General features: G+C 59.1%; 24 protein-coding genes. 11 read left to right on the top strand and 13 right to left on the bottom strand.

Features of this window, described 5'->3' with window-relative positions; genetic code table 11:
- Positions 1–28: 28 nt before the first annotated feature.
- The 4 genes from B9Z52_RS05705 to B9Z52_RS05690 all read right to left on the bottom strand — a co-directional run bounded on the left by B9Z52_RS05705 (position 29) and on the right by B9Z52_RS05690 (position 3,894).
- On the bottom strand, positions 29–979 hold the full coding sequence (locus B9Z52_RS05705; RefSeq protein ID WP_108412874.1) for a plastocyanin/azurin family copper-binding protein: 951 nt from the start codon (positions 977–979) through the stop codon (positions 29–31).
- Positions 980–1,096: 117 nt separating this feature from the next.
- Positions 1,097–2,743, bottom strand: a complete 1,647-nt coding sequence (gene groL / locus B9Z52_RS05700; RefSeq protein ID WP_108412873.1) for a chaperonin GroEL — start codon at positions 2,741–2,743, stop codon at positions 1,097–1,099.
- Between the two features lie 81 nt (positions 2,744–2,824).
- Positions 2,825–3,112 carry a co-chaperone GroES gene (gene groES, locus B9Z52_RS05695; protein ID WP_089953461.1) on the bottom strand — a complete coding sequence of 96 codons (288 nt, stop codon included), beginning with the start codon at positions 3,110–3,112 and terminating at the stop codon, positions 2,825–2,827.
- Positions 3,113–3,240: 128 nt separating this feature from the next.
- Complete coding sequence (locus tag B9Z52_RS05690) at positions 3,241–3,894, bottom strand: helix-turn-helix domain-containing protein (RefSeq protein ID WP_108412872.1); 654 nt, start codon at positions 3,892–3,894, stop codon at positions 3,241–3,243.
- A gap of 195 nt (positions 3,895–4,089) precedes the next feature.
- Between B9Z52_RS05690 and B9Z52_RS05685 the strand changes: the two genes are divergently transcribed.
- Both B9Z52_RS05685 and B9Z52_RS05680 read left to right on the top strand, forming a co-directional pair.
- Entirely contained in the window at positions 4,090–4,920 is an 831-nt protein-coding gene (locus B9Z52_RS05685; RefSeq protein WP_108412871.1) for a lysophospholipid acyltransferase family protein, read from the top strand.
- On the top strand, positions 4,917–5,780 hold the full coding sequence (locus B9Z52_RS05680) for a lipid A biosynthesis acyltransferase (protein WP_108412870.1): 864 nt from the start codon (positions 4,917–4,919) through the stop codon (positions 5,778–5,780). The genes B9Z52_RS05685 and B9Z52_RS05680 overlap by 4 nt, the downstream gene beginning before the upstream one ends.
- Here the strand turns inward: B9Z52_RS05680 and B9Z52_RS05675 are convergent.
- Both B9Z52_RS05675 and yihA read right to left on the bottom strand, forming a co-directional pair.
- Positions 5,774–6,727, bottom strand: a complete 954-nt coding sequence (locus B9Z52_RS05675; RefSeq protein WP_233251828.1) for an alpha/beta fold hydrolase — start codon at positions 6,725–6,727, stop codon at positions 5,774–5,776. The two genes, B9Z52_RS05680 and B9Z52_RS05675, sit on opposite strands and share 7 nt — an antisense overlap.
- Positions 6,728–6,776: 49 nt before the next feature.
- Positions 6,777–7,523, bottom strand: a complete 747-nt coding sequence (gene yihA, locus B9Z52_RS05670) for a ribosome biogenesis GTP-binding protein YihA/YsxC (protein ID WP_369907854.1) — start codon at positions 7,521–7,523, stop codon at positions 6,777–6,779.
- Between the two features lie 98 nt (positions 7,524–7,621).
- Here yihA and B9Z52_RS05665 point away from each other — a divergent pair, with 98 nt between their 5' ends.
- The 3 genes from B9Z52_RS05665 to ccsB all read left to right on the top strand — a co-directional run bounded on the left by B9Z52_RS05665 (position 7,622) and on the right by ccsB (position 11,870).
- The gene (locus B9Z52_RS05665; RefSeq protein WP_108412868.1) at positions 7,622–8,254 is read left to right on the top strand and encodes a cytochrome c; all 633 of its coding nucleotides are present in this window, start codon (positions 7,622–7,624) and stop codon (positions 8,252–8,254) included.
- 185 nt (positions 8,255–8,439) lie between these two features.
- Complete coding sequence (locus tag B9Z52_RS05660) at positions 8,440–10,557, top strand: cytochrome c biogenesis protein ResB (protein WP_108412867.1); 2,118 nt, start codon at positions 8,440–8,442, stop codon at positions 10,555–10,557.
- Entirely contained in the window at positions 10,554–11,870 is a 1,317-nt protein-coding gene (ccsB, locus tag B9Z52_RS05655) for a c-type cytochrome biogenesis protein CcsB (RefSeq protein WP_108412866.1), read from the top strand. The genes B9Z52_RS05660 and ccsB overlap by 4 nt, the downstream gene beginning before the upstream one ends.
- A gap of 71 nt (positions 11,871–11,941) precedes the next feature.
- On the opposite strand, the gene B9Z52_RS18270 is transcribed toward ccsB, so the two are convergent.
- Positions 11,942–12,271, bottom strand: a complete 330-nt coding sequence (locus tag B9Z52_RS18270; protein ID WP_108412865.1) for a response regulator transcription factor — start codon at positions 12,269–12,271, stop codon at positions 11,942–11,944.
- A gap of 106 nt (positions 12,272–12,377) precedes the next feature.
- Entirely contained in the window at positions 12,378–13,853 is a 1,476-nt protein-coding gene (locus B9Z52_RS05645; RefSeq protein ID WP_146182791.1) for an ATP-binding protein, read from the bottom strand.
- A gap of 83 nt (positions 13,854–13,936) precedes the next feature.
- Between B9Z52_RS05645 and msrP the strand changes: the two genes are divergently transcribed.
- Positions 13,937–14,932, top strand: coding sequence for a protein-methionine-sulfoxide reductase catalytic subunit MsrP (gene msrP / locus B9Z52_RS05640; protein ID WP_108412863.1), 996 nt, complete (start codon positions 13,937–13,939; stop codon positions 14,930–14,932).
- Positions 14,932–15,573 (top strand): sulfite oxidase heme-binding subunit YedZ, encoded by a 642-nt coding sequence (locus B9Z52_RS05635; RefSeq protein ID WP_108412862.1) that lies wholly within the window; start codon positions 14,932–14,934, stop codon positions 15,571–15,573. The genes msrP and B9Z52_RS05635 overlap by 1 nt, the downstream gene beginning before the upstream one ends.
- Here the strand turns inward: B9Z52_RS05635 and B9Z52_RS05630 are convergent, their stop codons facing one another.
- Both B9Z52_RS05630 and B9Z52_RS05625 read right to left on the bottom strand, forming a co-directional pair.
- The gene (locus B9Z52_RS05630) at positions 15,574–16,536 is read right to left on the bottom strand and encodes a complex I NDUFA9 subunit family protein (protein ID WP_108412861.1); all 963 of its coding nucleotides are present in this window, start codon (positions 16,534–16,536) and stop codon (positions 15,574–15,576) included.
- Complete coding sequence (locus B9Z52_RS05625) at positions 16,533–17,747, bottom strand: M20 aminoacylase family protein (protein ID WP_108412860.1); 1,215 nt, start codon at positions 17,745–17,747, stop codon at positions 16,533–16,535. The genes B9Z52_RS05630 and B9Z52_RS05625 overlap by 4 nt, the downstream gene beginning before the upstream one ends.
- Before the next feature lie 126 nt (positions 17,748–17,873).
- On the opposite strand from B9Z52_RS05625, the gene B9Z52_RS05620 reads away from it, so the two are divergent.
- The gene (locus B9Z52_RS05620) at positions 17,874–19,943 is read left to right on the top strand and encodes a molybdopterin-dependent oxidoreductase (protein ID WP_108412859.1); all 2,070 of its coding nucleotides are present in this window, start codon (positions 17,874–17,876) and stop codon (positions 19,941–19,943) included.
- A 48-nt stretch (positions 19,944–19,991) separates the two neighbouring features.
- On the opposite strand, the gene lysA is transcribed toward B9Z52_RS05620, so the two are convergent.
- Positions 19,992–21,281 carry a diaminopimelate decarboxylase gene (gene lysA, locus B9Z52_RS05615; protein ID WP_108412858.1) on the bottom strand — a complete coding sequence of 430 codons (1,290 nt, stop codon included), beginning with the start codon at positions 21,279–21,281 and terminating at the stop codon, positions 19,992–19,994.
- Complete coding sequence (locus B9Z52_RS18085; protein ID WP_108412857.1) at positions 21,278–21,556, bottom strand: lipoprotein; 279 nt, start codon at positions 21,554–21,556, stop codon at positions 21,278–21,280. The genes lysA and B9Z52_RS18085 overlap by 4 nt, the downstream gene beginning before the upstream one ends.
- A 12-nt stretch (positions 21,557–21,568) precedes the next feature.
- On the opposite strand from B9Z52_RS18085, the gene cyaY reads away from it, so the two are divergent.
- Positions 21,569–21,898: an iron donor protein CyaY gene (cyaY, locus tag B9Z52_RS05605; protein ID WP_108412856.1), complete on the top strand. Its 330-nt coding sequence runs from the start codon at positions 21,569–21,571 to the stop codon at positions 21,896–21,898.
- A 42-nt stretch (positions 21,899–21,940) separates the two neighbouring features.
- Here cyaY and B9Z52_RS05600 read toward each other — a convergent pair whose 3' ends face one another.
- A complete protein-coding gene (locus tag B9Z52_RS05600; RefSeq protein WP_108412855.1) occupies positions 21,941–24,331 on the bottom strand; it encodes a penicillin-binding protein 1A in 2,391 nt (796 codons plus the stop codon).
- A gap of 324 nt (positions 24,332–24,655) precedes the next feature.
- Between B9Z52_RS05600 and B9Z52_RS05595 the strand changes: the two genes are divergently transcribed.
- Positions 24,656–25,267, top strand: coding sequence for a hypothetical protein (locus B9Z52_RS05595; protein WP_146182790.1), 612 nt, complete (start codon positions 24,656–24,658; stop codon positions 25,265–25,267).
- Positions 25,267–25,860: a hypothetical protein gene (locus tag B9Z52_RS05590; protein ID WP_108412853.1), complete on the top strand. Its 594-nt coding sequence runs from the start codon at positions 25,267–25,269 to the stop codon at positions 25,858–25,860. The genes B9Z52_RS05595 and B9Z52_RS05590 overlap by 1 nt, the downstream gene beginning before the upstream one ends.
- Positions 25,861–25,877 lie beyond the last annotated feature (17 nt).

The raw sequence follows: 25,877 nt of genomic DNA, 5'->3' as shown, positions 1-25,877 counted from the left end.
GGTGGGCCCTGCTGTCGCGGGGCTTTCGTCAGTGCTGGTGACCGCTGTGATCGTGTGATGAGGCGGGTTTCGAGGGCGATGGCGTGGTCGAGGCGGCCGCTGGGCTGACGTTCACCGTGCCTCTCATGCCCGCTTCGTAGTGACCTGGAATCAGGCAGGCCAGCTGGAAAGTGGAGGTCTGCGCGAAATTCACCACCAACTCCCCTGTTTGGCCTGCGGCCACGGTGATGGCCGCACCCGTGCCGTGGCTGTGCGGCGCTTCATGGCCTGCGGCGCTGGCCTGTTTCATGGCCTCGGCATGGGCTTGGATATCGGTCTCGCTGCCCAGCACCATCTCATGCGTTGTGCGTCCTGTGTTGCGCACGACAAAGCGGATGGTTTCGCCCGTTTGCACGTCAATGGCCGATGGCGTGAAATGCATCTGATCGTCCATCTGGACCGCGATGCTGCGGCTGACCACCTGGGCTAGGGGACCGGCATCGTGTTCGGCTGGCGATGCTTCGCCATGGCTGTGGTCGGTGGCCGCAAAGTCTGGATGGCTCAGCAACCATTGGTAGGCACCCCAGCTGCCAGCGCTGACCAGCAGCGCACCGGTCAGAACATACATGCTGGCGCTGCGTCGCCAAAGGCTTGGCGAACTCAAAGCCAAGGCCAGCACCGACAGGGCAAAGCCCAGCGGCACCACCCAGGCGCTGCGTGCGGGTGAATCGGGAAAGTGCTGCAAACCGCCGGTGAAAAAGCCCAGGCCCACCGAGAGCAAAGCGCCCCAAACCAGCGCCTGCCCCAGCCCTTGCGAGCGTTGCTCACTTTGGCGGTGCTCCAGCCAAGCCCCCAGCACAAACAGCACGGTGCCCAGGGCAGCCGTCCACAGCGAACGTGTGCCGCTGAAAAAGCCATGGTTCACGGCGCCCGAAATGAAGCTGATGCCCGAATACTTGAGCAGCATCGTGGCGTGGTTTTTTTGGAAAGAAGCGGTCATGAAATCTCCAAGCCATTGGCGTGTACGGACAAAGAAAAAAGCCCCGCAAGGGGTGAACCTTGTGGGGCTTTGAGGGTCATGGACCTCCGGTTATGACCGGGGTGACAGACGGGGCCATTACATGCCCATGCCGCCCATACCACCCATGCCGCCCATGTCAGGCATGCCGCCAGCGCCGGACTCTTCTTTTGGTGCTTCGGAAATCATGCACTCGGTGGTCAACATCAAAGAGGCCACGGACGCTGCGTTTTGCAAAGCAGTGCGTGTCACTTTGGTGGGGTCCAAGATGCCCATTTCGATCATGTCACCGTAGGTGTCGTTCGCAGCGTTGAAGCCGTAGTTGCCCGAACCGGCCAACACAGCGTTCACCACCACCGATGGCTCGCCGCCAGCGTTGTAAACGATTTCGCGCAATGGGGCTTCGATGGCTTTCAACACCAGTTTGATACCGGCGTCCTGGTCAGCGTTGTCGCCTTTGATGGCGCCAGCGGTTTGACGTGCACGCAGCAATGCCACGCCGCCACCAGCCACGATGCCTTCTTCCACAGCAGCGCGTGTCGCGTGCAGGGCGTCTTCCACGCGGGCTTTCTTTTCTTTCATTTCGACTTCGGTGGCAGCGCCCACCTTGATCACGGCCACACCGCCAGCCAACTTGGCCACGCGCTCTTGCAGCTTCTCGCGGTCGTAGTCAGAAGTGGCTTCTTCGATTTGCACGCGGACTTGTTTGACGCGGGCTTCGATGTCGCCAGCAGCACCAGCGCCGTCGATGATGATGGTGTTTTCTTTGCCCACTTCGATGCGCTTGGCTTGGCCCAGATCGGCCAAAGTCACTTTTTCGAGGGTCAGGCCGACTTCTTCAGCGATCACTTTGCCGCCGGTCAAGATGGCGATGTCTTCCAACATGGCTTTGCGACGATCGCCGAAGCCTGGAGCCTTGACAGCCACAACCTTCAAGATGCCACGGATGGTGTTGACCACCAAAGTTGCCAAGGCTTCGCCTTCGACTTCTTCAGCAATGATGAGCAATGGACGGCCAGCTTTGGCAACGGCTTCCAGTGTGGGCAGCAGATCGCGGATGTTGCTGATCTTCTTGTCAAACAACAACACGAAGGGGTTGTCCAGCAAAGCGGCTTGCTTTTCGGGGTTGTTGATGAAGTAAGGCGACAGGTAGCCGCGGTCGAATTGCATGCCTTCAACGATGTCGAGTTCGTTGTCCAAAGACTTGCCGTCTTCGACAGTGATCACGCCTTCTTTGCCCACTTTGTCCATGGCTTTGGCGATGATGTCACCGATGCTGTGGTCGCTGTTGGCAGAGATCGAACCGACTTGGGCGATTTCTTTGGTCGTTGTGGTGGCCTTGGTGGCTTTCTTCAACTCGTCGATCAAAGCTGCAACAGCTTTGTCGATGCCGCGCTTCAGGTCCATGGGGTTCATGCCAGCGGCCACGTACTTCATGCCTTCGCGCACGATGGCTTGAGCCAACACGGTGGCAGTCGTCGTGCCGTCGCCAGCGTTGTCAGACGTCTTGGAAGCGACTTCCTTGACCATCTGCGCGCCCATGTTTTGCAGCTTGTCTTTGAGTTCAATTTCCTTGGCCACAGACACGCCGTCTTTGGTCACGGTAGGGGCGCCGAACGAGCGCTCCAGAACCACGTTGCGACCCTTAGGGCCCAGAGTCACTTTGACCGCGTTGGCCAAAATGTTCACACCTTCAACCATGCGTGCGCGGGCTTCGCCGCCGAAAATTACGTCTTTTGCTGCCATTTTTAAGCTCCTAAATTCAGATTAATCAGTTGAGGACAGAGCGACCGGGCGCTTCGCGCGTCGTTCGGTCTGTCCCGCAAATCACTCGACCACTGCGAACAGGTCTTCTTCTTTCATGACCAACAGCTCGTCGCCAGCGACCTTGACGGTCTGGCCGCTGTACTTGCCGAACAACACGCGGTCGCCGACTTTGACGCTCAGGGCTTTGGTCTCGCCTTTGTCGTTGGTCTTGCCTGGGCCGACGGCCAGGACTTCACCTTGATCAGGCTTTTCAGCTGCGGAATCGGGGATCACGATGCCCGAAGCAGTTTTGGTTTCGCTTTCGATACGCTTGACGATCACGCGATCGCCCAAAGGACGCAGTTTCATGGAATCTCCTGGATTTGAAACAAGGGTTGCTGAAAAAGAGCACCACATGTTGGTGCTCGTTAACTTTGAGGGGAGGTGTTAGCACTCAGCCCCATCGAGTGCTAATGATAAGGCCTTTTGAGCGCATTTCAAGAGGCGCGCTGTTTGGCGGGACTCTGAATCTGGCTCGGCTGTGCGGCCATGGACAGCGATGGTGCCGGGTGCATCTTGTGTTCCTGAGTCTGGTGCGTGTGGTGTTCCGTGGTGCCCAGCAAATAGCCAAACACCAAATCGGGGCTGATGTCGCTGGGCACTCGCGATACATGAGGGGCGTTTTGCAAGTCGCTGCCCGGTGGCATTGCGCTGCTGTTGTAAACGACGATGTGCGCATCGCGGGCTGTCGTCTCTTGCAGATGCATGGGCGATTCATGGACCCAGGCGATGCGGGCATCGATGAACAAGGCGCTGATTGGACGCCGGATGCCCATCAAGTCCAGTGGCTGGGTGATCACCTTCACCTCAGACCACTGGCTCAGTTGCGTGAGCGTGCTCGTGATTTTGTCGCTGGCATGCAAGATACAAATCATGGCCGAGGCTGTTTGCGTTGGGGGGCTGGCAAACCCTTGCGACTGGCAAAACTGCTGGAGCGATGCCGACAAAATGCGCCGATGCCCCCCCTGGGTGACAAAAGCCTGGAGTGCGCCGGTCTCGACCATGCGCTGGACGGTCCCCACGGACAGCCCCAGGTATTTGGCGACTTCGCTGGTGCTGAAATAGGTGGGGGACAGTTTGTCGTTTTTCATACAGGTTCCTGGGTGCGTGGGTGGAAATGCTGTCTTTGACAGCATTGAGCTGTTTTGATGATATGAATTGATGATGCGTTTGTGTGGGTGCGGAACCGGTAGCCCGGTGTCTAAAACAGGTAGATCCCATGCTGGGCGACTGGATGAAGGACGTGAAGCTTGGACCCCGCTCAGTTCAAGGCAAAATCACCCCCTATGTTGAGATGGTTTCGTTTCTTTTCGGCTTGGCCTTTTTGGGCCCTGCATGCCTTGGGCTGGCTGGGGGGATGGTTGGCCTGGACTTTGTCGCCTGCTTACCGACGCCGCTTTTTGGCCAATGCCCGCCAAGCGGGTTTGCGCTGGTGGGCTGTCTTGGGGGCTGTGGGGCATGCGGGGTGCATGTCTGCCGAGTTGCCCCGTTTGTGGTTGGGCAGGCCTGCGCCTGTGCAATGGGCCGAAGACCAGGCTGCAATTGATGCGTATGGTTCAGGCAAGGGCGTTTTATTTTTGACCCCTCACATGGGCTGCTTTGAAATCACGGCTCAGGCTTTGGCTTTGCGTTTTGGTGCAGAGCACGGTCCTTTGACGGTGCTTTACCGCCCGGCTCGCCATGCCGGTTTGGGTGAAGTCATGGCGCTGGCACGCAACCGTCCGGGTCTTGAAGCCGTGCCCACCACCTTGGCGGGGGTGCGGCAGATGATCAAGGCTTTGCGCGCAGGCCACGCTGTGGGCTTGTTGCCAGATCAGGTGCCGCCAGAGGGCATGGGCCAGTGGGCACCCTATTTTGGCAAGCCTGCCTACACCATGACTTTGGGCGCTCGCTTGGCTTTGCAAACTGGTGCCCGTGTGGTTTTGATTTGGGGTGAGCGCTTGAGTTTTGGCCGAGGGTTTCGCTTGCATACCCAAGCGCTTGGGCACGATTTATCGCCTGATCTGAATGTGGCGGTGGTGCAAATCAACCAGGCCATGGAGCGTCTGGTGTTGGTGTGCCCCGAGCAGTACCTTTGGGGTTATGCCCGATACAAAACCCCTCGTCAGGACTCATGATTTCTTTGCTCATTGCGTGCATGCGCTGGATGGCCTCTTGGCCTTTGTCTTGGATTCGTGCGCTGGGTTGGGTTTTGGGGTGGGTGCTTTGGTGCTTTGCCCGATCGCGCCGGCACATTGTGTTGACCAATTTGCGGCTGTGCATGCCGGATGTGGACGATGCTGAACGTCAGAGTCTGGCTCGGCAACATTTTTTATGGGTGGGACAGTCCTTGCTGGACCGTGCTTGGCTGTGGCATGCCCCTGAGGCAGTGGTCCGCTCACGTTTGCGTTGGCGGGGTGCAACGCACATCCTCGGTGAAACGCAACCCTTGGTGCTGTTTGCGCCGCACTTTGTGGGGCTGGATGCCGGGGGCGCTGCCGTTGCGCTACAGGCAAAGCAGCCTGTGGCTTTCATTTATGTGACCCAATCCGACCCCCAGTTGGAAGCGTGGGTGCGTCAGGGGCGGGAACGCTGGGGGCATGCCAAGCCTTACTTTCGGCATGAAGGCATTCGCAAAATCATCGTGGGTCTCAAGCGTGGCGAGCGCTTGCACTTGTCACCCGACATGGATTTGGGGCGTGAAGAGTCGATTTTTGTACCTTTCATGGGTGTGCAGGCCGCCACCGTTCCATCGCTTTCGCGGATGGCCAAAATGGTGGGTGCCAAAGTGGTGCCCGTGGTGACACGCTTGACGCCGCAGGGCTATGACATCGAAGTGGGCGAGCCTTGGAGCAACTTTCCCAGCAGTGACATCGAGGCCGACACGCGTTTTATGAACGAATGGCTGGGTCAATGCATCCTGACCATGCCTGCCCAATATTATTGGGTGCACAAGCGTTTCAAAACGCGACCCGAGGGTGACCCGAGCGTTTACTGAACAGCAGGCTTGAGGAAGGCCGAAATCTCTGAGATCACGCGTTCATTTTGTTCATGCACCACCCAATGCGTTGCTCCCGGTAAGGGGATCAGTTTCAAATCAGGGATGTGTTGGTCCAGCCCTTCTGTCAGGCAAGGCAGCAAAGCGATGTCGTCTTGTGCCCACAGCACCAATGTGGGCACGGCAATGTGCAGCATTTCGGGTGGCAGTGCAATGGCTGCAGCGCCCGGGTCCTTTGGACTGGGCGGACGCAATGGCGATGCCCGGTAGTAGTTGAGTCCGCCCTGCAGGCCTTGCCCCCAGACTTCGCGGTAGCGATTTTCCAGTTCGGGTGTGAGCCATGGGGCGGCCCGTGCCGTGAGACTGTGCATGCCACTGAGCTCGTGATCGTTGCCTCTGAGAAAACCGAACAACTTCCTGAATCCGTTGGCTGAAAGTTGACTCGCTGCATCAGGCTGGATCAGAAAGTTCATGTAAGCGCTGGCCGCTTGTTGGGCGGGGTTGTTGCGCATGGCGTGCACGAATGGGCCAGGGTGTGGCGAGTTGATGATCACCAACTGGCACAGGCGCTCGTGGTGCGTGTTGGCCACGCTCCAGGCCACGGCACCGCCCCAGTCATGGGCCACCAAGGCTGCCAAGGGCTGGTGGGGGCCGCATTCGACCTCGATCAAGGCTGCGATGTCCTGCACCAGAAATTTGGCGCGGTAGTCTTTCACATCGGTGGGTGCACTGGAGTGTTCGTAGCCGCGCAGATTGGGCGCCACGCAGCGGTAGCCGCCGTTCTCGGGTCGCGAAAAGTGTTCAAGCAGCTCGTCCCACACAAACGCAGCTTCCGGGAATCCGTGCAGGAACATCAACACAGGGCGGCCTTTGTCGCCACAAGCTCTGCAGCTGAGGGTGATGCCGTGGGGCAGCGCTTGCTGCCAGGTTTGGATGCTGGGATTCAAAAGAGGATCACTCCATGCCGTGAAGCGATCCGCTGTGATCCGGCTCAGATCACTCGTCCAGCGCTTCGGGTTCGTCTTCGGGGGGCTCGGCGGGTGCTTGTGCCGGGGCAGGTGCACCGTCTTTCGGGTGCGTCCAATCCCACAGCAGCTGGGCCACATCGTCCACGCCTTGTTTTTTCAAGGCAGAAAAGAGTTTGACCTCACCGCCGCCCGCTTGCAGTCGCGCGATCGACAGGGCTTTGGCCTGCTCGGCACGGGTGAGTTTGTCGGCCTTGGTGAGGATGATCAGGAACTTCAGACCTTGCTCCACCCGTGGGCGGATGACTTCCAGCAGGATGTCGTCCAGCTCGGTCAGGCCATGGCGCGGGTCGCACATCATGACGATGCCCATCAGGTTTTCGCGGCTGACCAGGTAATTGGCCATGACCTGTTGCCAGCGCAGCTTGTCCATCTTGGCCACTGCCGCGTAGCCGTAGCCGGGCAGATCCGCCAATACGGCATCGGTGATGCCTTGCTTGCCCAAGGCAAACAGGTTGATGTGTTGGGTGCGGCCGGGTTTTTTGGAGGCAAAGGCCAGCTGTTTTTGCTGCGTCAAGGTGTTGATGCAGGTGGACTTACCCGCGTTGGAGCGGCCCACAAAAGCGATTTCTGGGGTCTCCAGCGCAGGCAAATGGTGCAGTTGCGCGGCAGTGGTCAAAAAACGGGCAGTGTGCATCCAGCCCAGAGGGGTCACGGCGGCAGGGATCGTCGGCGTGACTTTAGGGTTGGGGGTCGGGGCGCGGGGACTGGAGCTCATAAATGGGGGAACCTTGGGTCGTCAGGAAACTGACGCAGACCTCATTGTAGAATCCTTGGGTTTTGCGCCCATTCTTCCCACCCATTGGACGACGCCCCATGAAGTCAATTGTCTCTTTCCTGATGTCTGCCACCTTGTCTGCTTTGGTGGCGGGTTCTGCTCTGGCCAATCCCGCTGCTGCGCCTGCAGCGGCCAAACCTGATCTGGCCAAAGGCGAAGCCGCTTTTGCGATGTGCGCAGCTTGCCACGCCGCCGACGGCAATTCGACCACCCCAGTCAACCCCAAACTCTCTCAGCAACACCCCGAATACCTGATCAAGCAATTGAGCGAATTCAAATCCGGCAAACGCGCCAACGCTGTGATGAGCGGCATGGCGGCTGCTTTGAGTGACGACGACATGCGCAACATTGCTTATTGGCTCGCTTCCAAGCAAGCCAAGCCAGGTTTTGCCAAAGACAAAGACACGGTGGCCTTGGGCGAGCGCATTTACCGCGGTGGCATTGCCGACCGTCAGATCGCTGCTTGCGCCAGCTGCCACTCGCCCAACGGCGCAGGCATGCCTGCCCAATACCCCCGCGTGTCGGGTCAGCACGCTGACTACACCACTGCCCAGTTGGTCGCTTTCCGCGATGGCGTCCGCAAGAACAGCGTTCAGATGACCCAGGTGGCGGCCAAGATGAACGACCGCGAAATCAAGGCCGTGTCCGACTACATGGCCGGTCTGCGCTGAACGCTTGAGCATCGGGGCTTGTCCCCGGTGGTGATGGGGCCTTCGGGCTGCACACCTGAGGCTCGGTCACAATCGGACACCCAGCTGTGAACTTGAACTGACAAGGCCGGCTTTCCGGCCTTTGTCGTTTCTGGCCCTTTTCTTCTTTCTGTGGCGTTTGCGGACGCTGCCAAGACTTTTGCACCATGACCCTCGATTCATCCAGCACAGAATCCGAACGCGGCTCCCCTCGCTGGCAAGCTGTGATGGAGTTGCTGTCGTCGATGCGTTTTGCGATTTCGCTGTTGACCATCATTTGTATCGCATCGGTCATCGGCACGGTGCTCAAACAAAACGAGCCTTCTGGCAATTACATCAACCAGTTCGGACCTTTTTGGGCCGAGGTGTTCGCCACGCTCAAGCTGCATTCGGTCTACAGCGCTTGGTGGTTTTTGTTGATCTTGGCTTTCCTGGTCACCAGCACCAGTTTGTGCATTACCCGCAACACCCCCAAGATCTTGGCGGACCTGAAGTCCTACAAGGAAAACATCCGCGAGCAGAGCCTCAAGGCCTTCCACCACAAAGCCGAAGGCGTTTTGAATGAAACCCCAAAAGCCGCAGCCCATCGCCTGGGCCAGTTGCTGGCCACCGGTGGCTGGAAGGTGAGATTGCAATCGCGTGAATCGGCCCAGGGCCAAGGCTGGATGATCGCGGCCAAGACCGGCGCAGCCAACAAGCTGGGCTACATTGCGGCGCACTCGGCCATCGTGCTGGTGTGCGTGGGGGGCTTGCTCGATGGTGATTTGATGGTCCGCGCCCAGATGTGGTTCGGCGGCAAGGCGGTGTACAACGGCGGCGGCTTGATCGCCGATGTGCCCGCGCAGCACCGCTTGTCCGAACGCAACTTGGCCTTCCGTGGCAACGTGATGGTGGCAGAGAACACCGCCGCCAGCACCGCCATCCTGAACCCGTCCGATGGCATTTTGCTGCAAGAGTTGCCTTTTTCGATTGAGTTAAAAAAGTTCATCGTCGAGTACTACTCGACCGGCATGCCCAAGCTGTTTGCCAGCGACATCGTGATCCACGACAAGGCCACCGGTGCCAAGCAAGATGCCCGAGTCGAGGTGAACCACCCGGCCAGCTACAAAGGCATCGAGATTTACCAGTCCAGCTTTGACGATGGCGGCTCCACCGTCAAGCTGCAAGCTGTGCCCATGTCGGCCGCTACTGTGCCTTTCGAGGTGGAAGGCGTCATTGGCAGCAGCAGCGAGCTGAGCAACGGCAAAGACAAAATGCGCCTGGAGTTCACCGGTTTGCGCGTCATCAACGTCGAGAACATGGCTGGCAGCGCGGCGCAAGGCGTGGACGTGCGCAAGGTGGACTTGCGCAGCGCCATTGACCAGCGCATGGGCGCTGGCCACAAAACGAGCGAAACCAAAGAGCTGCGCAACGTGGGCCCCAGCGTGAGCTACAAGCTGCGCGATGCGGCCGGCCAGGCGCGTGAATACAACAACTACATGGTGCCGGTGGATGCGGGCGATGGCGTGCCGGTGTTCTTGCTGGGCATGCGCGAGAACCCGGGTGAGCCTTACCGCTATTTGCGCCCACCGGCTGACGAGCACGGCGAGTTGACCGGCTTCATCCGTTTGCGTGGTGCCTTGGCCGATGCGGCCTTGCGTGAACGTGCGGTGCAACGCTACGCCTTCAAAGTGGTAGATCCCAAACGGCCGGATTTGAGTCGGCAATTGGCCGATTCGGCGGCACGCGCATTGGGTTTGTTTGCGGGCCTTGAAAAAGTCAAAGGCCAACAGGTCGCGGGTTTGCAGGCGCTGTCGGACTTTTTAGAGACCAACGTGCCCGAGTCCGAGCGCGCTCGCGCGGGTGAGATGTTTGTGCGCATCTTGAATGGCGCCTTGCTCGAATTGGACACGGTTGCCCGCGAGCAGGCCAAGGTCAAGCCCTTGCCCGCCGACAAGATTCAGGGCTTCATGGCGCAGTCGGTGCTGGCGCTCAGCGATGCGCCGTTTTACCCGGCCCCCATGACCTTCATGCTCAAGGATTTCAAGCAAGTGCAGGCCAGTGTTTTTCAGGTGGCCAGAGCCCCCGGCAAAAACGTGGTTTATCTGGGCTGTTTTTTCCTGATCCTGGGTGTTTTTGCGATGCTCTATGTGCGCGAGCGTCGCCTGTGGGTTTGGCTGTCTGCGCACGGCGATGGGGCGCAGGTCAGTTTGGCCTTGTCGTCTAACCGTCAGACCATGGACCTTGACCGCGAATTTGACCAATTGGCAGCCCGTTTGCTGGGCCGTCCCGAGAGTACCCAATGACTTCCACTGTGACTTTGAATCCGGGCTATTTTTCTCGCCGAAGCCTGGCCGATTGGGGTTTTGCCCTGTTGGCCCTGATGGGCATGGCATGGGCTTTCTCGCGCTACAGCCAAGCGATGGATGTGTACGAGCAAGGCATCTTGGTGGCCAGTGTGCCTGCCGCTGTAGCGCTGGCCTGGTTCTGGCGATCGACCCGCACCTTGATGCTGGCGGTTGCCGCCTTGTCTTTGCTGGCCATCTATTCCTACCAGGGCGATCTGGGCCGGGCCGAGCAGGTCTTTTGGCTCAAGTATTTCTTGTCCAGCCAGTCGGCGATTCTGTGGATGAGCATGGTGTTTTTCATCAGCACCGTTTTTTACTGGGCGGGCATGTTCATTCAAGGCCAAGGGCAAACCCTAGAGGCCTTGGGCTCGCGCATGGCCTGGGTGGGTATGGCGCTGGCGCTGATCGGCACCATGGTGCGCTGGTACGAAAGCTATCTGCTGGGCCCGGACATCGGCCACATTCCGGTGAGCAATCTGTACGAAGTCTTCGTCATGTTTTGCTGGATGACCACAGGTTTTTACCTGTACTACGAGCAGCATTACCAAACCCGCGCTTTGGGCGCGTTTGTGATGCTGGTGGTCAGCGCGGCCGTGGGCTTTTTGCTGTGGTACACGCTGGTGCGTGAGGCGCATGCCATCCAGCCGCTGGTGCCCGCCCTCAAGAGCTGGTGGATGAAGCTGCATGTACCGGCCAACTTCATCGGCTACGGCACCTTTGCACTGGCCGCGATGGTGGCTTTTGCCTACCTGATCAAGCAACAAGCGGGTGAAACGCGCTGGTACAAACTGACCCCGATTTGGTTGCTGGGCGTGGCGCTGTGTTTTGTGCCCATTGCCTTTCGTGTGCGTGTGGCGGCCGATGCGGGGGGCAGCTATTGGCTGGGTTATGCCGCTGTTTCGGTGTGCATTACCGCAGGGATTTTGCTGGGCCGTCGCCGCATTGCCGAGCGCCTGCCGGCGCTTGAGGTGCTCGACGACGTGATGTACAAGTCCATCGCAGTTGGCTTTGCCTTCTTCACGATTGCCACCGTGCTGGGCGCCTTGTGGGCGGCTGAAGCCTGGGGCGGCTACTGGAGCTGGGACCCCAAAGAAACCTGGGCCCTGATTGTTTGGTTGAATTACGCCGCCTGGCTGCACATGCGCCTCATGAAGGGCCTGCGTGGCACGGTGGCCGCTTGGTGGGCTTTGACGGGTTTGGCGGTGACCACCTTCGCCTTCTTGGGGGTGAACATGTTCCTGAGCGGCTTGCACAGCTACGGCACGCTTTGACCCTTTGTGAGCTGTTGGCTCCATGAGAAAAGGCCCGTCAAGGGCCTTTTCTCATGGAGCACCGCCTGGTGTCAGAGGGTCGCTTGCAGCTGCCGTTGGCCCTTTTGGATGGCATCGAGCAGTTGTTGTGTATTGAACGGTTTCCACAAAAAGGCAATGGGGTCAGAGGCTTGGGCCGCTGTGGTTTCGTGGGCTTGGCATTCACCGCTCATGAAAATCACCGGAAATTTCTGGTTCTTCGCCTCCAACTGAGCGTGCAACTCAAGACCACTCATGCCAGGCATGCGCACGTCAAGGATCAAAATGCTTGGAGATTGGAGGTTCTCAGCTGTCAAGAAATTTTCAGCGCAATCGTGCGTGCGTACTTCAAAGCCATGGCTTTTGAGTACCAGGGACAACATTCTCCGGATGTCCGGGTTGTCGTCTACGACTTCAATAGTGGCTCGCTGATGCACGGGTTAAATTAATAAAAACTACAAAAAGTAGATTCTAAATTGTTTTTCATGGTTATGCGGGGGTGAGCCAGAGTTCAATCCTGGCACCAGGTGGTTGATCTGCTGGCGTGTTTCCGATAACGGCATGACCGTCCCACAGGCGGACCATGCTCTGGAGCAGCAACAAGCCCAAACCCATGCCATGGGGTTTGCTCGTCTGGATGGGGGTATTCAGGTGCGACAGCACCTCGGTGCTGAATCTTGGGCCGTTGTCTGCGATTTGCAAGATGGTCCATCTTTTACCGCCTTTGTTGCCTGAGAAAACTGCCAGCTTGATTTCAGGCGCGATGGTTGATTGCTTGTTGTTGAGTACGTCCAGTGCGTTGCCAACTGCGTTGAAAATGATGCGCTGCAGCATCACTGTGTTGGCCATGACCTGACTTTGTTCGTCCAAGTGGTTGCGATAGGTCAGGGAAATTTTGCGTTGAGCCGCTTCCCCTTGAAGGATGGGCAAGATCGTTTGCATGGCCTTGTGCGGACTGATGGGCGAGACATGGTCTTGTCCCTGAACCATCAATTGGCGCAAATGGCTCACCATTTCGCCTGCTTTGCCAGACATCACTTGCAATTCATGGATGCGCTCGCGCAAATGGTCGGCGCACAGGTCGGATTTGATTTGGTGTTGTAAGTTGTACAAACCAAACTCCAAAGCTTGCAAGGGTTGGCTGATGTCGTGCACCAGCATGGCTGAAAAAGAAGAAAGGCTGCTGATGGCCGAGACGCGTGCATTGACCATCAGCAGTTGGTCACGCTCCTTGATCAACAGTTGGGATTCTTCAGCCAGCATCTCAGCGGCCCATTGCTTGGCTTGCATCTCACTGGTCTTGTGACGCATCTTGTCCAGCAAATAGCCCCAGTAACCGAATGAAATCAAGATCATGGTCAGCACGGTACTGAGCACCAGGTAGTTGCTGTTCCAGGTGAAGGCGGCGACTTGAAAGCTCTCTGCTCGCCTGCCAGACAACAGCATGCCCAATCGCAGCAGGTGACCAGACATCAAGAGCACCAAGGCCGTGACGATCAAGTAGAGACTGCGGCTGCGATGCCGTTGAATCAGTTGCGCGCTCAGAAGGATGCCTGTAGTCGAAAAGAACACGAACAGGGTGGACAAGCTCATCAAACCCCAGGTCGGGTAAAAACCATGGAGGATGATTACAGTGAAATAAGCACCACCCATACACACGGTTACCCACAAGACTTTGAGGGTGAGTTGGCGTGAGGGGTCCAGGTCTCTGGCCAGGGCCTCCAGCATCAACAAGATGCCCGTCAGATAAAAAATGGACAGCAATATGGTCTGGATGTCGTTGTGGGCAAGGGTGTTGAGCGCAGACAGCGAAAAGCCTAGGCTGTAGCAGGCCAGACCTGACAACCAAAGCTTGGCATGGGGATCCCGGTATCCGGACAGCATCGCCCAAGTGCCCAAGGGCAACACGACGTGCAGGGCAATCACGATCAGTGCCAGTAATTCGTGGGCAGGATGTATCAACAAGGCGGTGCTTTCGGGCAGTGACTGCAATGGCCAAGGGAAATCGGCACAATGCAATGATCTTGAATTGTTCAAGGAAAGTTCACATGATCATACGTTCCAACAACGATGGGTTTGTCCATGCGGTTGCCAGTGAAATCACGCCTCAGGGCGCATACCTTTCTCGCAGAAGCATCGTACGAGGCATGGCGCTCGGTGCTGCAGGCTTGGGCCTGTCGGACTGGGTAGGACGAGAAGCCTTTGCGCAAACGGCGCGCCCGGGTGCACTGCCGGCCATGAACGTGGTGACCTCGACGGCTGCCGGTGCGGTCGTGATGGACAAACCCACGGCCTACAAGGACGCCACGGGCTACAACAACTTTTATGAATTTGGCACCGACAAGGCCGACCCGGCCCGACGTGCACACACCCTGAAAACCGACCCTTGGAGTGTCGAGATCGAAGGCTTGGTCAAAAAACCGGGCCGTTACCACCTCGAAGACCTGCTCAAGTGGAGCGCCATGGAAGAGCGCATCTACCGCTTGCGCTGTGTGGAAGGCTGGTCCATGGTCATTCCGTGGGTGGGGTATTCGCTGGCCGATTTGATCCGCCGGGTGGAGCCCCAAGCCGGTGCCAAGTATGTCGAGTTCATCACGCAGGCCGATGAGAAAACCATGCCGGGCGTGCGTTCGGGATCGCTCGAATGGCCCTACGTAGAAGGCTTGCGCATGGACGAAGCCATGCACCCCTTGAGCTTGTTGGCCTTTGGCATGTATGGCGAAGTGATGCCCAAACAAAACGGTGCGCCCGTGCGTCTGGTGGTGCCTTGGAAATACGGCTTCAAAAGCGCCAAGAGCCTGGTCAAAATCCGCTTTGTGGACAAACAACCCGTCTCCTCCTGGACCCGTGCCGCCCAGCAGGAATACGGTTTTTATTCCAATGTCAACCCGACAGTGGACCACCCGCGCTGGAGCCAGGCCACCGAGCGGCGCATTGGCGAAGACGGTCTGCTGGCCAAAAAGCGCAAAACGCTCATTTTCAATGGCTATGAAGCGCAGGTGGGTCAGTTGTACGCGGGCATGGATTTGAAGAAATTCTTTTGATGCTGAGCCGAGGGCGCCGGTTCCTGCTCACGCGCGCCGCGTGGTGGTGGGTCTTGTGCGTGGGCTTGTGGCCCTTGCTGGGGCTGGTCGTGCTGACGGTGCAGGACGGCCTGGGCGCCAATCCTGCCGAATACCTGATCCGCGCCACGGGCGACTGGACTTTGCGGGGCCTGTGCCTGGGCTTGGCCATCACCCCGCTGCGGGCCCAACTGGGCTGGCCCGAACTGGCCCGTTATCGGCGCATGCTGGGCTTGTTGACTTACCTGTATGCCTGCTTGCACTTGGCCTGTTACGTCCTGTTTGACATGGGGCTGGATGTGAGGGAAATCGTGCTGGATGTGCTCAAACGGCCATTCATCTGGCTGGGGGCGAGCGCTTGGTTGCTGTTGAGTGTGATGGCGGCCACATCGTTCAACCGGGCCGTGCGTTGGCTTGGGGGGGCTCGTTGGCAAGCTTTGCACCGTGTGGTCTACGCCGTGGCCCTGCTGGCCGTGCTGCATTTTTGGTGGATGCGGGCCGCCAAAAGCAATTTCAACGAGGTGCTGGTGTACGCGGTGATTTTGGGCGCACTGCTGGCTTGGCGGCTTCAGCGTGCCTGGCAAAGAAGGCGCCAGCGCGCAGCCAAGCGTACCTCTGTCTAGCTACCGACCTGAGCGGGCACGCCAGGTGTTGAGCCTGGAGCGTGGGCCGCGGTGGCCCAAATAGCCTGGTGCCACACCGGCGGCACTGCTGGCTTGGATGCCCAAGTCTTTCAAGCCAGGCCATTGGCCTGAGGCCACGTTGTCCACCTTCATCGAGGCCAGGTTGTCGCGGCTCATCAAGGGCTCGCCCGGGGCCAGTTCCATGCACGCGGCCTGCAGCCAGCCCACCCAGTGGGGCAAAGGCAACACGGGCCGCCCGTGGCCGCCACGCACGCCGGCCCATTGACCGGATTTGTGCACCAGCTCGCCCAAGCTCATCACCTCGGGTCCTGCCAGTTCATAGGTTTGACCGATGGTGCGGCTGTCTTGCAGGCAAGTGACCACCGCTCGGGACACATCCCCAACCCAAACCGGTTGGAAGCGCGTGCCCGACCCTGCCAAAGGCATGAAAGGGAACACGGTTTGCAGGTCGGCAAACAGGTTCAGGAATTTGTCCTCGGCACCAAAAATCACGCTGGGACGCAAGATGGTCAGGTCCAACAAAGCGTTGCGCAAAACGGTTTCGCCTTGGGCTTTGCTGCGCTGGTACATCGAAGGCCCTTGCACATCGGCACCCAAAGCACTGATGTGCACCAAGCGCTTCACGCCCGTATGGTGCATGGCCTGCGCCACGAGGGCTGGCAAGTGCACATGGACCTGTTCAAAGCGTTCCTCGTCACCGTGCAGCACCGCCACCAGATTGACCACCGCATCGTGACCGGGCATCAGGCGTGCCAGGTCGCTGGCGCTGTGCGCCGAGGCCTCGACCACGGTCAGGCCTGGCAAGTTCTGGATGGCGGCGGCATTCACTGCGCGGCGTGTGGGCACGGTGACGCGCCAACCCAGACGGGCCAGTTGTTCGCACACTTGCCGACCGACAAAACCTGTGCCACCCAAAACCAGAATGCGAGACGGATGGTTCATGGCTTGCTGTGTGCGGCTTGGGCCAACCACTGTGTGGCCAACGCTACCCAATAGGTGCCGCCCAGAGGAATCAGGTCATCGTTGAAGTCGTAACTGGGGTTGTGAAGGGTGCAGGGACCGCCGCCGTGGCCCATCTCGCGGTGGGCACCGTCACCGTTGCTGATGAACACATAGGCCCCGGGTTTGGCCTGCAGCATGTAAGAGAAATCTTCCGCCCCCATCGTGGGCTCTTGGTTCACCACATGCTCAGCCCCCACGATGCCGGTCATGACTTGGCGTGCAAAGTTGGCTTCTGTGGCGCTGTTGATGGTGGGCGGGTAATTGCGCTCAAATTCGAATTCGCATTCCGCCTCAAAGGCGGCGCAAATCGACTCTGCCACCTGCTTCATGCGGGTCTCGATCAAATCGAGCACCTCGATGCTGAAGGTGCGCACCGTGCCTTGCAGTTCGCACGAGTCGGGCACCACGTTGGTGGCTTCGCCTGCATGGATCATGGTGACCGAGATCACGCCTGCGTCCACGGGCTTTTTGTTGCGGGTGATGATGGTCTGAAAGCCCTGCACCATCTGGCAAGCGATCGGCACCGGGTCGATGCCGTTGTGCGGCAGCGCGGCGTGGCTGCCCTTGCCGCGGATGGTGATCTTGAACTCGTTGCTCGACGCCATCACCGGGCCAGCGCTCACGGCAAAGGTGCCCACGGGCGCGCCCGGCCAGTTGTGCATGCCAAACACGGCCTGCATCGGGAACTTGTCGAACAAGCCGTCCTTGATCATTTCGCGGGCGCCGCCGCCGCCTTCTTCGGCGGGCTGGAAGATCAAATACACGGTGCCGTCAAAGTCACGGTGCTTGGCAAAGTGCTTGGCCGCGGCCAGCAGCATGGCGGTGTGGCCGTCGTGACCGCAGGCGTGCATCTTGCCTTGGTGTTTGCTGGCGTGGGCAAAGGTGTTGAACTCCTGCATGGGCAGCGCATCCATATCGGCGCGCAGGCCAATGCCCAAGCCGCAAGCGCCACCGTCACGTCCGCGCACGATGCCGACCACGCCTGTGGTGCCCATGCCCCGGTGAACCGGGATGCCCCAGTCGATCAGCTGCTGGGCGACCACGTCGGCGGTGCGCACTTCTTGAAAGCACAGCTCCGGGTGGGCGTGGATGTCTTTGCGAATGGCCGCAATGCTGGCCGCGTCGGTGAGGATAGAGTCGATGAGATTCATGCAGACAGTCTAGCGAGACTTTGTGGCCCTTGCCATCACCCCTGCGTCTTTGGGGGGCTTGTATCGCAGCCTATGGGGGGCTTCGGTCACAATGGCTCATCGGAATTTGCTTGTTCTCTCAAAACCATGACCACTGCCGACCCTGCTCAGACCGTGGTGCGAGGCGCTTGCCCGCACGATTGCCCTGACACCTGCGCCTTGCTGACCACGGTGGAAAACGGCCGAGCGGTGCGCGTGCAGGGCAACCCAACGCATGCTGCGACCGACGGGGTCTTGTGCACCAAGGTTTCGCGTTACGCCGAGCGCACCTACCACTCTGAGCGCTTGCTGCAACCTTTGAGGCGTGTGGGTCCTAAGGGGGCGGGTCAGTTTGAGCCGGTCGGGTGGGACGAGGCGCTGGACGAGATCGCCGCCCGCCTGAAAACCATCGCCGCGCGTGACCCGCAGGCCATCTTGCCCTACAGCTATGCGGGCACCATGGGCCTGGTGCAAAGCGAGTCGATCGCGGCGCGGTTTTTCCACCAACTGGGCGCGTCGTTGCTGGACCGCACGATTTGCGCTTCGGCGGGGGCCGAGGCGCTCACGCAAACCTTGGGCAACAAAGTGGGCATGCCGGTGCGCATGTTTGCCCATTCCCAACTGATCGTGATTTGGGGCAGCAATTCGATCGGCAGCAACCTGCATTTTTGGCGCATCGCCCAAGAGGCCAAACGCCAGGGCACCCGACTGGTGTGCATCGACCCGCGCAAGAGCGAGACCGCCGACAAATGCCATGAACACATCGCCATTCGGCCTGGCACCGATGCCGCGCTGGCGCTGGCCTTGATGCATGAGCTGATCGTCAACGGTTGGCTCGATCAAGACTACATCGACCGTTTCACCTTGGGCTGGGAGGGGCTGCGTGAGCGTGCCTTGCAGTGGTCACCCGAGCGTGCGGCCCAAGTGTGTGGCGTGCCCGTCGCGCAAATCCGCCAACTGGCCCAGGACTGGGGCACGACCCCCGCCGCAGCGATCCGCTTGAACTACGGCATGCAGCGCGTGCGCGGTGGCGGCAATGCGGTGCGTGCAGTGGCCTGCTTGCCCGCGCTGACGGGCGCATGGCGTCACCCGGGCGGTGGCTTGCTCATGAGCAGCTCAGGCCATTTTCCGGTGCGGCGTGCCGCCTTGCAGCGGCCCGATTTGCTGGGCCAGCGGCGCCCGCGCACCATCAACATGAGCACGATCGGGGACGATTTGTTGCGTCCTGCATCCCCTGAGTTCGGCCCGCAGATCGAGGCCTTGATTGTCTACAACAGCAACCCGGTGGCGGTGGCCCCCGAGTCGGGCAAGGTGGTGCAGGGCTTTGGCCGCGAAGACCTGTTCACCGTGGTGCTGGAGCATTTTCAGACCGATACGGCCGACTACGCCGACTTCATTTTGCCCGCCACCACGCAGCTGGAGCACTGGGACATCCACACCAGCTATGGCCACACCGATGTCTTGCTCAACCGCCCGGCCATTGCGCCGGTGGGGCAGGCGCGCACCAACACCGACATCTTCCGGGCGCTGGCCCAGCGCATGGGTTTTGACGATCCGTGTTTTGCGCAGAGCGATGAAAGCCTGTGCCGCAGCGCCATCGGCGATGCGGATGATTTTGAGCAGTTGCTGGCGCATGGTTTTGCCTCTTTGCCGGTGCCCGATGCACCGTTTGCGCAGGGCGGCTTCCCGACGCCTTCGGGGCGTTGTGAATTCTTCAGCCAGCGCTTGGTGGACCAAGGCCTGGACGGCTGGCCCGACCATGTGCCCAACTACGAAGTGCCGCAAGCTGGCGGGCGCTATCCGTTGGCGATGATTTCGCCACCGGCGCGGAACTTTTTGAATTCGACCTTTGTGAACGTGCAAAGTCTGCGCGACATCGAAGCCGAACCGGTGCTGGAGATGCACCCGCAAGACGCGGCCGAGCGCGGCATTGCCGACGGCGCGGTGGTGCGCGTGTTCAACGACCGGGGCACCTACCACTGCAAGGCTCGCCTCAACCAGCGGGCGCGTTCGGGCGTGGTCAATGGCTTGGGCATCTGGTGGCGCAAGCTGGGCCTGAATGGCACCAACGTCAACGAACTGACCAGCCAGCACCTGACCGATTTGGGGCGGGCGCCTGTGTTTTACGACTGTTTGGTGCAGGTCGCCTTGGTGGGCTCAGCGGCCACGCCGGCATGAAAAAAGGGGCTGAAATTCAGCCCCTTTGTCTGTGGTGGTCTCAGGAGGTCAGTCGACCAGCTGCTCCAGCGCAAAGGTGTCGAACGCCGATTCGCGTTGGCGGATCAGGTGGCTTGTTGTGCCGTCCACCAAGATTTCTGCCGCACGGCCTCGGGTGTTGTAGTTGCTGGCCATGCTCATGCAGTAAGCGCCCGCCGACAGCACGGCCAGCGTGTCGCCCGCTGCGACCTGCAGCTGGCGGTCGCGGCCAATCCAGTCGCCGCTTTCGCACACAGGGCCGACCACGTCGTACACCGTGCCTTCGCCAGCTTGCGCTGTGACGGGCACGATCTGGTGGAAGGCTTGGTACATGGCCGGGCGGGGCAGGTCGTTCATGGCCGCGTCGACGATGCAAAAATTCTTTTGCTCACCGGGCTTGAGGTACAGCACCTCGGTCAGGCACACGCCTGCATTGCCCACCAGTGAGCGACCGGGTTCGATCATCAGCTGGCGCTGGCCGTAGCCGCGTGCGTCCAGCTTGGCCAGCAGCTGCGCCCACAGGGCATCGGCCTCGGGCGGGGTGTCGCCGTTGTAGTTGATGCCAAGGCCCCCGCCAAAGTCGATGTGGTGGATGGCAATGCCCGCCGCTTCGATCTCGGCCACCAAGTCGAGCACGCGGTCCATGGCGTCGAGGTAAGGCGTCATCTCGGTGATCTGCGAGCCGATGTGGCAATCGATGCCGACCACCTTCAGGCCCGGCAGACTGGCCGCATGGCGGTAAGCGCGCAAGGCGTCTTCGTGGGCAATGCCGAATTTGTTGCCTTTCAGCCCTGTGGAGATGTAGGGGTGGGTCTTGGGGTCCACGTTGGGGTTCACGCGCAGGCTGACCGGGGCTTTGAGGCCTATGGAAGCAGCCACATCGCTCAGCACATCGAGTTCGGCTTCGCTTTCGACGTTGAAGCAACCAATGCCCACTTTCAGGGCTTGCTTCATCTCGGCGCGGGTCTTGCCTACGCCCGAGAAGATCACTTTGGCCGGGTCACCGCCAGCGGCCAGCACGCGGGCCAGTTCACCAGCCGACACGATGTCAAAGCCGCACCCGGCATTGGCAAACACCTGCAACACGGCCAGGCTGGAGTTGGCTTTCATGGCGTAGCAAATTTGCGCTTGGCGGCCTGCAAAGCCGCGCTGGTAGGCCGCCAGGGCCGACAACATGGCTGCTTTGGAATACACAAACAGCGGCGTGCCATGCGTTCGGGCCAAGTCGGACAGGCGCACGCCTTCGACCATGAGCTCGCTGCCCTGGTAGGCAATGTGAGGTTGTCCGGGCAAGGCAAGGGCGTTGGAGGGTGCGGTCATGGCTTCAGATAAGAGGAAGAGGGGGTCGTGTCATTGCCCAGTTCGGGCGCGGCAGGGGTGTCGGCCGGGAGGGTGTCTTGGGCTTGGGCTTTGGGGCGCTGGGTCCGTGGGGGCGCAACGTGCCAGGGATTGATGCTTTGCGGTAAGGTGGCGCGACCTGCCGAGGCGGGCGTGTCTGGCAATTTGAGTGCGCCTTTCTGCCCGCATGCGCACAATGCGACCGCACATACCGCAAGGGTAAGCGTCCTGACTAAAATCCACAGTACTTTCAACATGCCGCGATTGTAATGACCGACCTTGAATTCATGGACCAAGCCGAGCGCCTGCTGGCCGGCGTAGAGACGGGTTGCGATCGTCTGAACGACGACACCGATGCCGACATCGACAACCAGCGCGTGGGCGGCATGGTGACTTTGACTTTCGCCAACCGCAGCCAGATCGTCATCAATCTGCAAAAGCCCTTGCATGAGGTGTGGTTGGCGGCACGCTGCGGAGGATTTCATTACCGCTTTGATGGGCAGCTCTGGCAAGATACCAAAGGCCAGGGTGAGTTTTGGAACAGTCTGTCGCGTTACGCGTCAGATCAGTCGGGCATGACGCTGAATTTCTGCGCTTGAGCTGGTTTGCCCGACACCCCGTCTTTTTGGGTGTCGTTCATCTCAGCGGCGGAATAAATCCAAAATACGGTTCTTTTCGTCGCTTGCAGGGGCCGTAAGGGGCTTGTTGGCATGGTTTTCCTGACCTATGCCCAGTGATGTGATGCTGCCTTCTTTAGACAATTCGTCGAACATCCAGTCACCGCCGATATTGACCAGGCCCTCTGGCACGGCGGGTTCGGACACTGGGATCGAACGCAGTGCGGTTTCCATGAAACTGATCCAGACCGGCAAGCTCAGGCCACCGCCGGTTTCACGGTCTCCCAATTTGCGAGGGGTGTCATAGCCAATCCAGACCACGGCGGTCAGGTTTTGCTGATAGCCCGCAAACCAAGCATCCATCGAGTCGTTGGTGGTGCCGGTCTTGCCGTAAATGTCTGGGCGCTTGAGCGTGGCTTGTGCCCTTGCGGCCGTGCCCGAGCGTGTGACTTCTTGCAGCAAACTGGTCATGACAAAGGCATTGCGTGCAGGGATCGCGCGTTGTTCTTCTTCGGGCTGTGCGGGAACGGGGCTGTCCACCAGTACACGGTCTTTGTGATCAGCAATTCGTGTGATCAAGTGGGGTTGTACACGGAAACCACCATTGGCGAAGACCGAATAGCCGGTAGCCATTTGCATGGGTGTGACCGATCCGGCACCCAGAGCCATGGTCAAGTAAGCCGGGTGTTTTTCTTCATCAAAACCGAATCGACCGATCCATTCCTGTGCATTGCGAGGGCCCACTGATTGCAGCACTCGGATGGAGATCATGTTTTTCGATTTGGCCAAGCCCTTGCGCAAAGTCATGGGGCCATCGAAAGTGCCGTCATAGTTCTTGGGCTCCCAAGGTTGACCACCGGTCACGCCAGCGTCGAAGAACAAAGGTGCGTCATTGACCACGGTTGCAGGGGTAAAGCCTTTCTCCAGGGCAGCGGAATAAATGAATGGCTTGAAGCTGGAGCCTGGCTGGCGCCAAGCTTGGGTCACATGGTTGAATTTGTTTTTTGTAAAGTCAAAGCCGCCCACCAAAGCGCGGATGGCACCGGTTTGCGGCGTGATGGCCACGAAAGCACCTTCTACCTCTGGCAGTTGGGTAATTTCCCAGACGCCCTTGGGTGTTTGGACAATGCGAATGACGGCACCTCGGCGCACTTGCTTGGCGGGTGGCGCTTTCTCAGACAGGCCCGATTGCGCGGGTTTCAAGCCGTCTCCAGTGACGCTGATTTGTTCGCCGTTTTGTCGGACAACCACCACTTTGCGGGGCGTGGCTTCCAGCACCACGGCAGATATCACATCACCGTTGTCTGGGTGCTCCTCCAAGGCGTCGTCGATGGCGTCTTCCATCTTCTTCGGGTCCGCTGGCAGATCGATGAATTTTTCGGGACCTCGGTAGATCTGTCGGCGTTCGAAATCCATGATGCCTTGTCGCAAGGCTTTATAGGCCGCCATCTGTTCGGTCGATTGCAATGTGGTGTAAACGTTCAGACCGCGGGTGTAAGTTTCTTGGCCATATTGGGCAAAAACCATTTGGCGCACCGTTTCGGCTACGTATTCGGCGTGCAAAGTGCGTCTGTCCCCTGACGTGCGCAAGACGAGTGGTTCTGCTTTGGCTGCCTTGGCCTGTTCTGAGTTGATGTAACCATTTTCTTCCATGCGCTCGATGATGTAGAGCTGGCGAGAGCGTGCGCGCTTGGGGTTGCTGATGGGGTTGTACGCCGAAGGTGCTTTGGGTAGACCTGCCAGCATGGCCGCCTCGGCGAGGGTGATGTCTTTCAATGATTTGCCAAAATATGTTTCAGCCGCCGAGGCAAAGCCGTAAGCACGGTTGCCCAGAAAAATCTGGTTCATGTAGATCTCAAGGATCTGGTCCTTGGTCAGCATGTTCTCAAGTTTGTAGGTCAGCAAAATCTCATAAATCTTGCGAGTGAAGGTTTTCTCGGATGACAGGTACACATTGCGCGCGACCTGCATGGTGATGGTTGAGGCACCTTGGCTTTTCATGCGCCCGATATTGGCCACGCCAGCTCGCAAAATGCCGAGGTAATCCACACCGCCATGTTGGTAAAACCGGTTGTCCTCAATAGACAGCACGGCATTTTTCATGACTTGTGGGATGTCTTTGATCGGCGTGAGGTTGCGGCGCTCCTCACCAAACTCCCCCATCAATTGGCCATCGGCCGTGTAGATGCGCAAAGGCAGCTTGGGTTTGTAGTCCGCCAAGTCTGAAATATCGGGCAAGTTGGGGTAGGCCACGACCATGGCTACACCAACAACCAGCAAGATGGAAAGCAGTCCGGCGATGGCGATGCCAGATCCCCATGCAGCGAGTGTCAAGAGCCATGAAGGCACATAAGTCGTTGCCGAGCCACGAGGGTTGCGTTCGGACTCTGGCAGTTGTTTGTCTTTGGAGGGCATAGGGCGAGATAGGCTTGGCAAGCCGACTGGCCACCATGTTGCATTATAAAAATCTTCACCCATCTCCACCAAGTTTCTTCACATTAATTGAACTCTTTGGAGTTAGTTTTTGTTTGTGGAAACGTGAATTACCTGTTACAAAAGATGCACCAGAGGGTCAAGAAGACCCCGCTAAGGGAGCAGGTCATGCAAATATTTGGACGACTTTGGCAAAAAATGGAGGGGGTTGTTGCGCGCCAAGCATGGGGTCTGGCGCAGGACGGCCCAGCTTGGGTATTGTTGGGCTTGACTCGCCAAAGTGCAGATTTGTGTTGTGTCCACACTTTGAACGTTCTCGTGCCACCGCAAGGCATTTCGGTCATCCATGCGTCTTGGCTCAGCCAGGCGCTGGTGAATGCGCCTCGTCCCAAGTTCGGGCCGCGTTACCGCTTGGCCATGAGCGTGCCTGCCCATGCGCTGGCTGCAGGCCAAATGGCTTGCCCGTTGGATGTGCCACAACAAGCGTGGCCATCAGAGGTCCAGCTAGAGGTCGCGCAAGCTTTGAGTTTGCCGCCCGAAGAGGTCAGTTTTGATTTTGAATCCGAAGCCTCGGGTGCAGGTATGGCGGGTCAAATCCGGTGGGTCGGTTGTGCCAGATCCTTGGTGGCTGACTACCAAAATTGGATTGCTGCAGTTCAGGGGTGGCGCTTGGCTCTTGTGGAGCCAGAGATGGATGCTGCGCGGCGCGGGGCACAGGCGTTGGTGGGCGGTCTACCCAGCTTGTTGCAACAAGCACCGCAAGATTGGCAATTCCGATGGGGCTCCAAGGTACTGCCAGACTTGGATGGCTCAAGCAGGGACGATGTGCATTGGGATGGAGTGTTGCAGGAGGTGTTGTCTGCTCCCGTTGGAGCGCGGCTTGTGGCATCGGGTTTGGCATTGAAGGCGTGGGCCTGATGGCCGACTTCAATTTGTTGCACTTTCCAACACTGGATCGCCAGGAAACTTGGCGTCGTCAGTGGCACTCGGGCTGGATGGGTGTGGCTTTCGGGTTTGTGTTGGCCGGCTGTTGGGTGCAGTGGCAGATCATTGAAACAGACAAACTGCAGCAGGCCTTGCATGAATTGCAGACCCGCTTGAATGAGCGTCAACGTCAAGCTCAATTGCATCAGCAGGCGGCGAAAAGAAACCAGGCTTTGCAGCAGCAATGGACGCAGTTGACACAATTGCAGTCCCGGCAGCATGTTTGGACCTTGTTCCAGAGCAGTTTGCTTGAAGATGCTCAACGCTTGGGTTTGAGTTTGCAGCGCTTGCAAGTGGAGGCGGGACGCATCGACATTCAGGGGCAGGCCCCCACAGCGCAAGCCATGTCCCATGCGCTGCAGCACTTGTCTGAGCGTTGGGGGCAACCCCTGCGTCTGGTAAGCATGGAGATGATGTCTGTGGGCGATGCGGCGTTATCGCCGGTCTCCTTTGCCTGGCAAGCCAATTGGCCCGGCTTGGGCGATACAGTGGTGCCTCTCACGCAGGCCAAGCAGGTCAAGCCATGACGTTGAAACCACAGCGC

It is taken from the genome of Limnohabitans sp. Jir72 (assembly GCF_003063575.1).
Classification (GTDB): Bacteria; Pseudomonadota; Gammaproteobacteria; order Burkholderiales; family Burkholderiaceae_C; genus Limnohabitans_A.
This window is presented reverse-complemented; position numbering and strand designations above follow the sequence as displayed.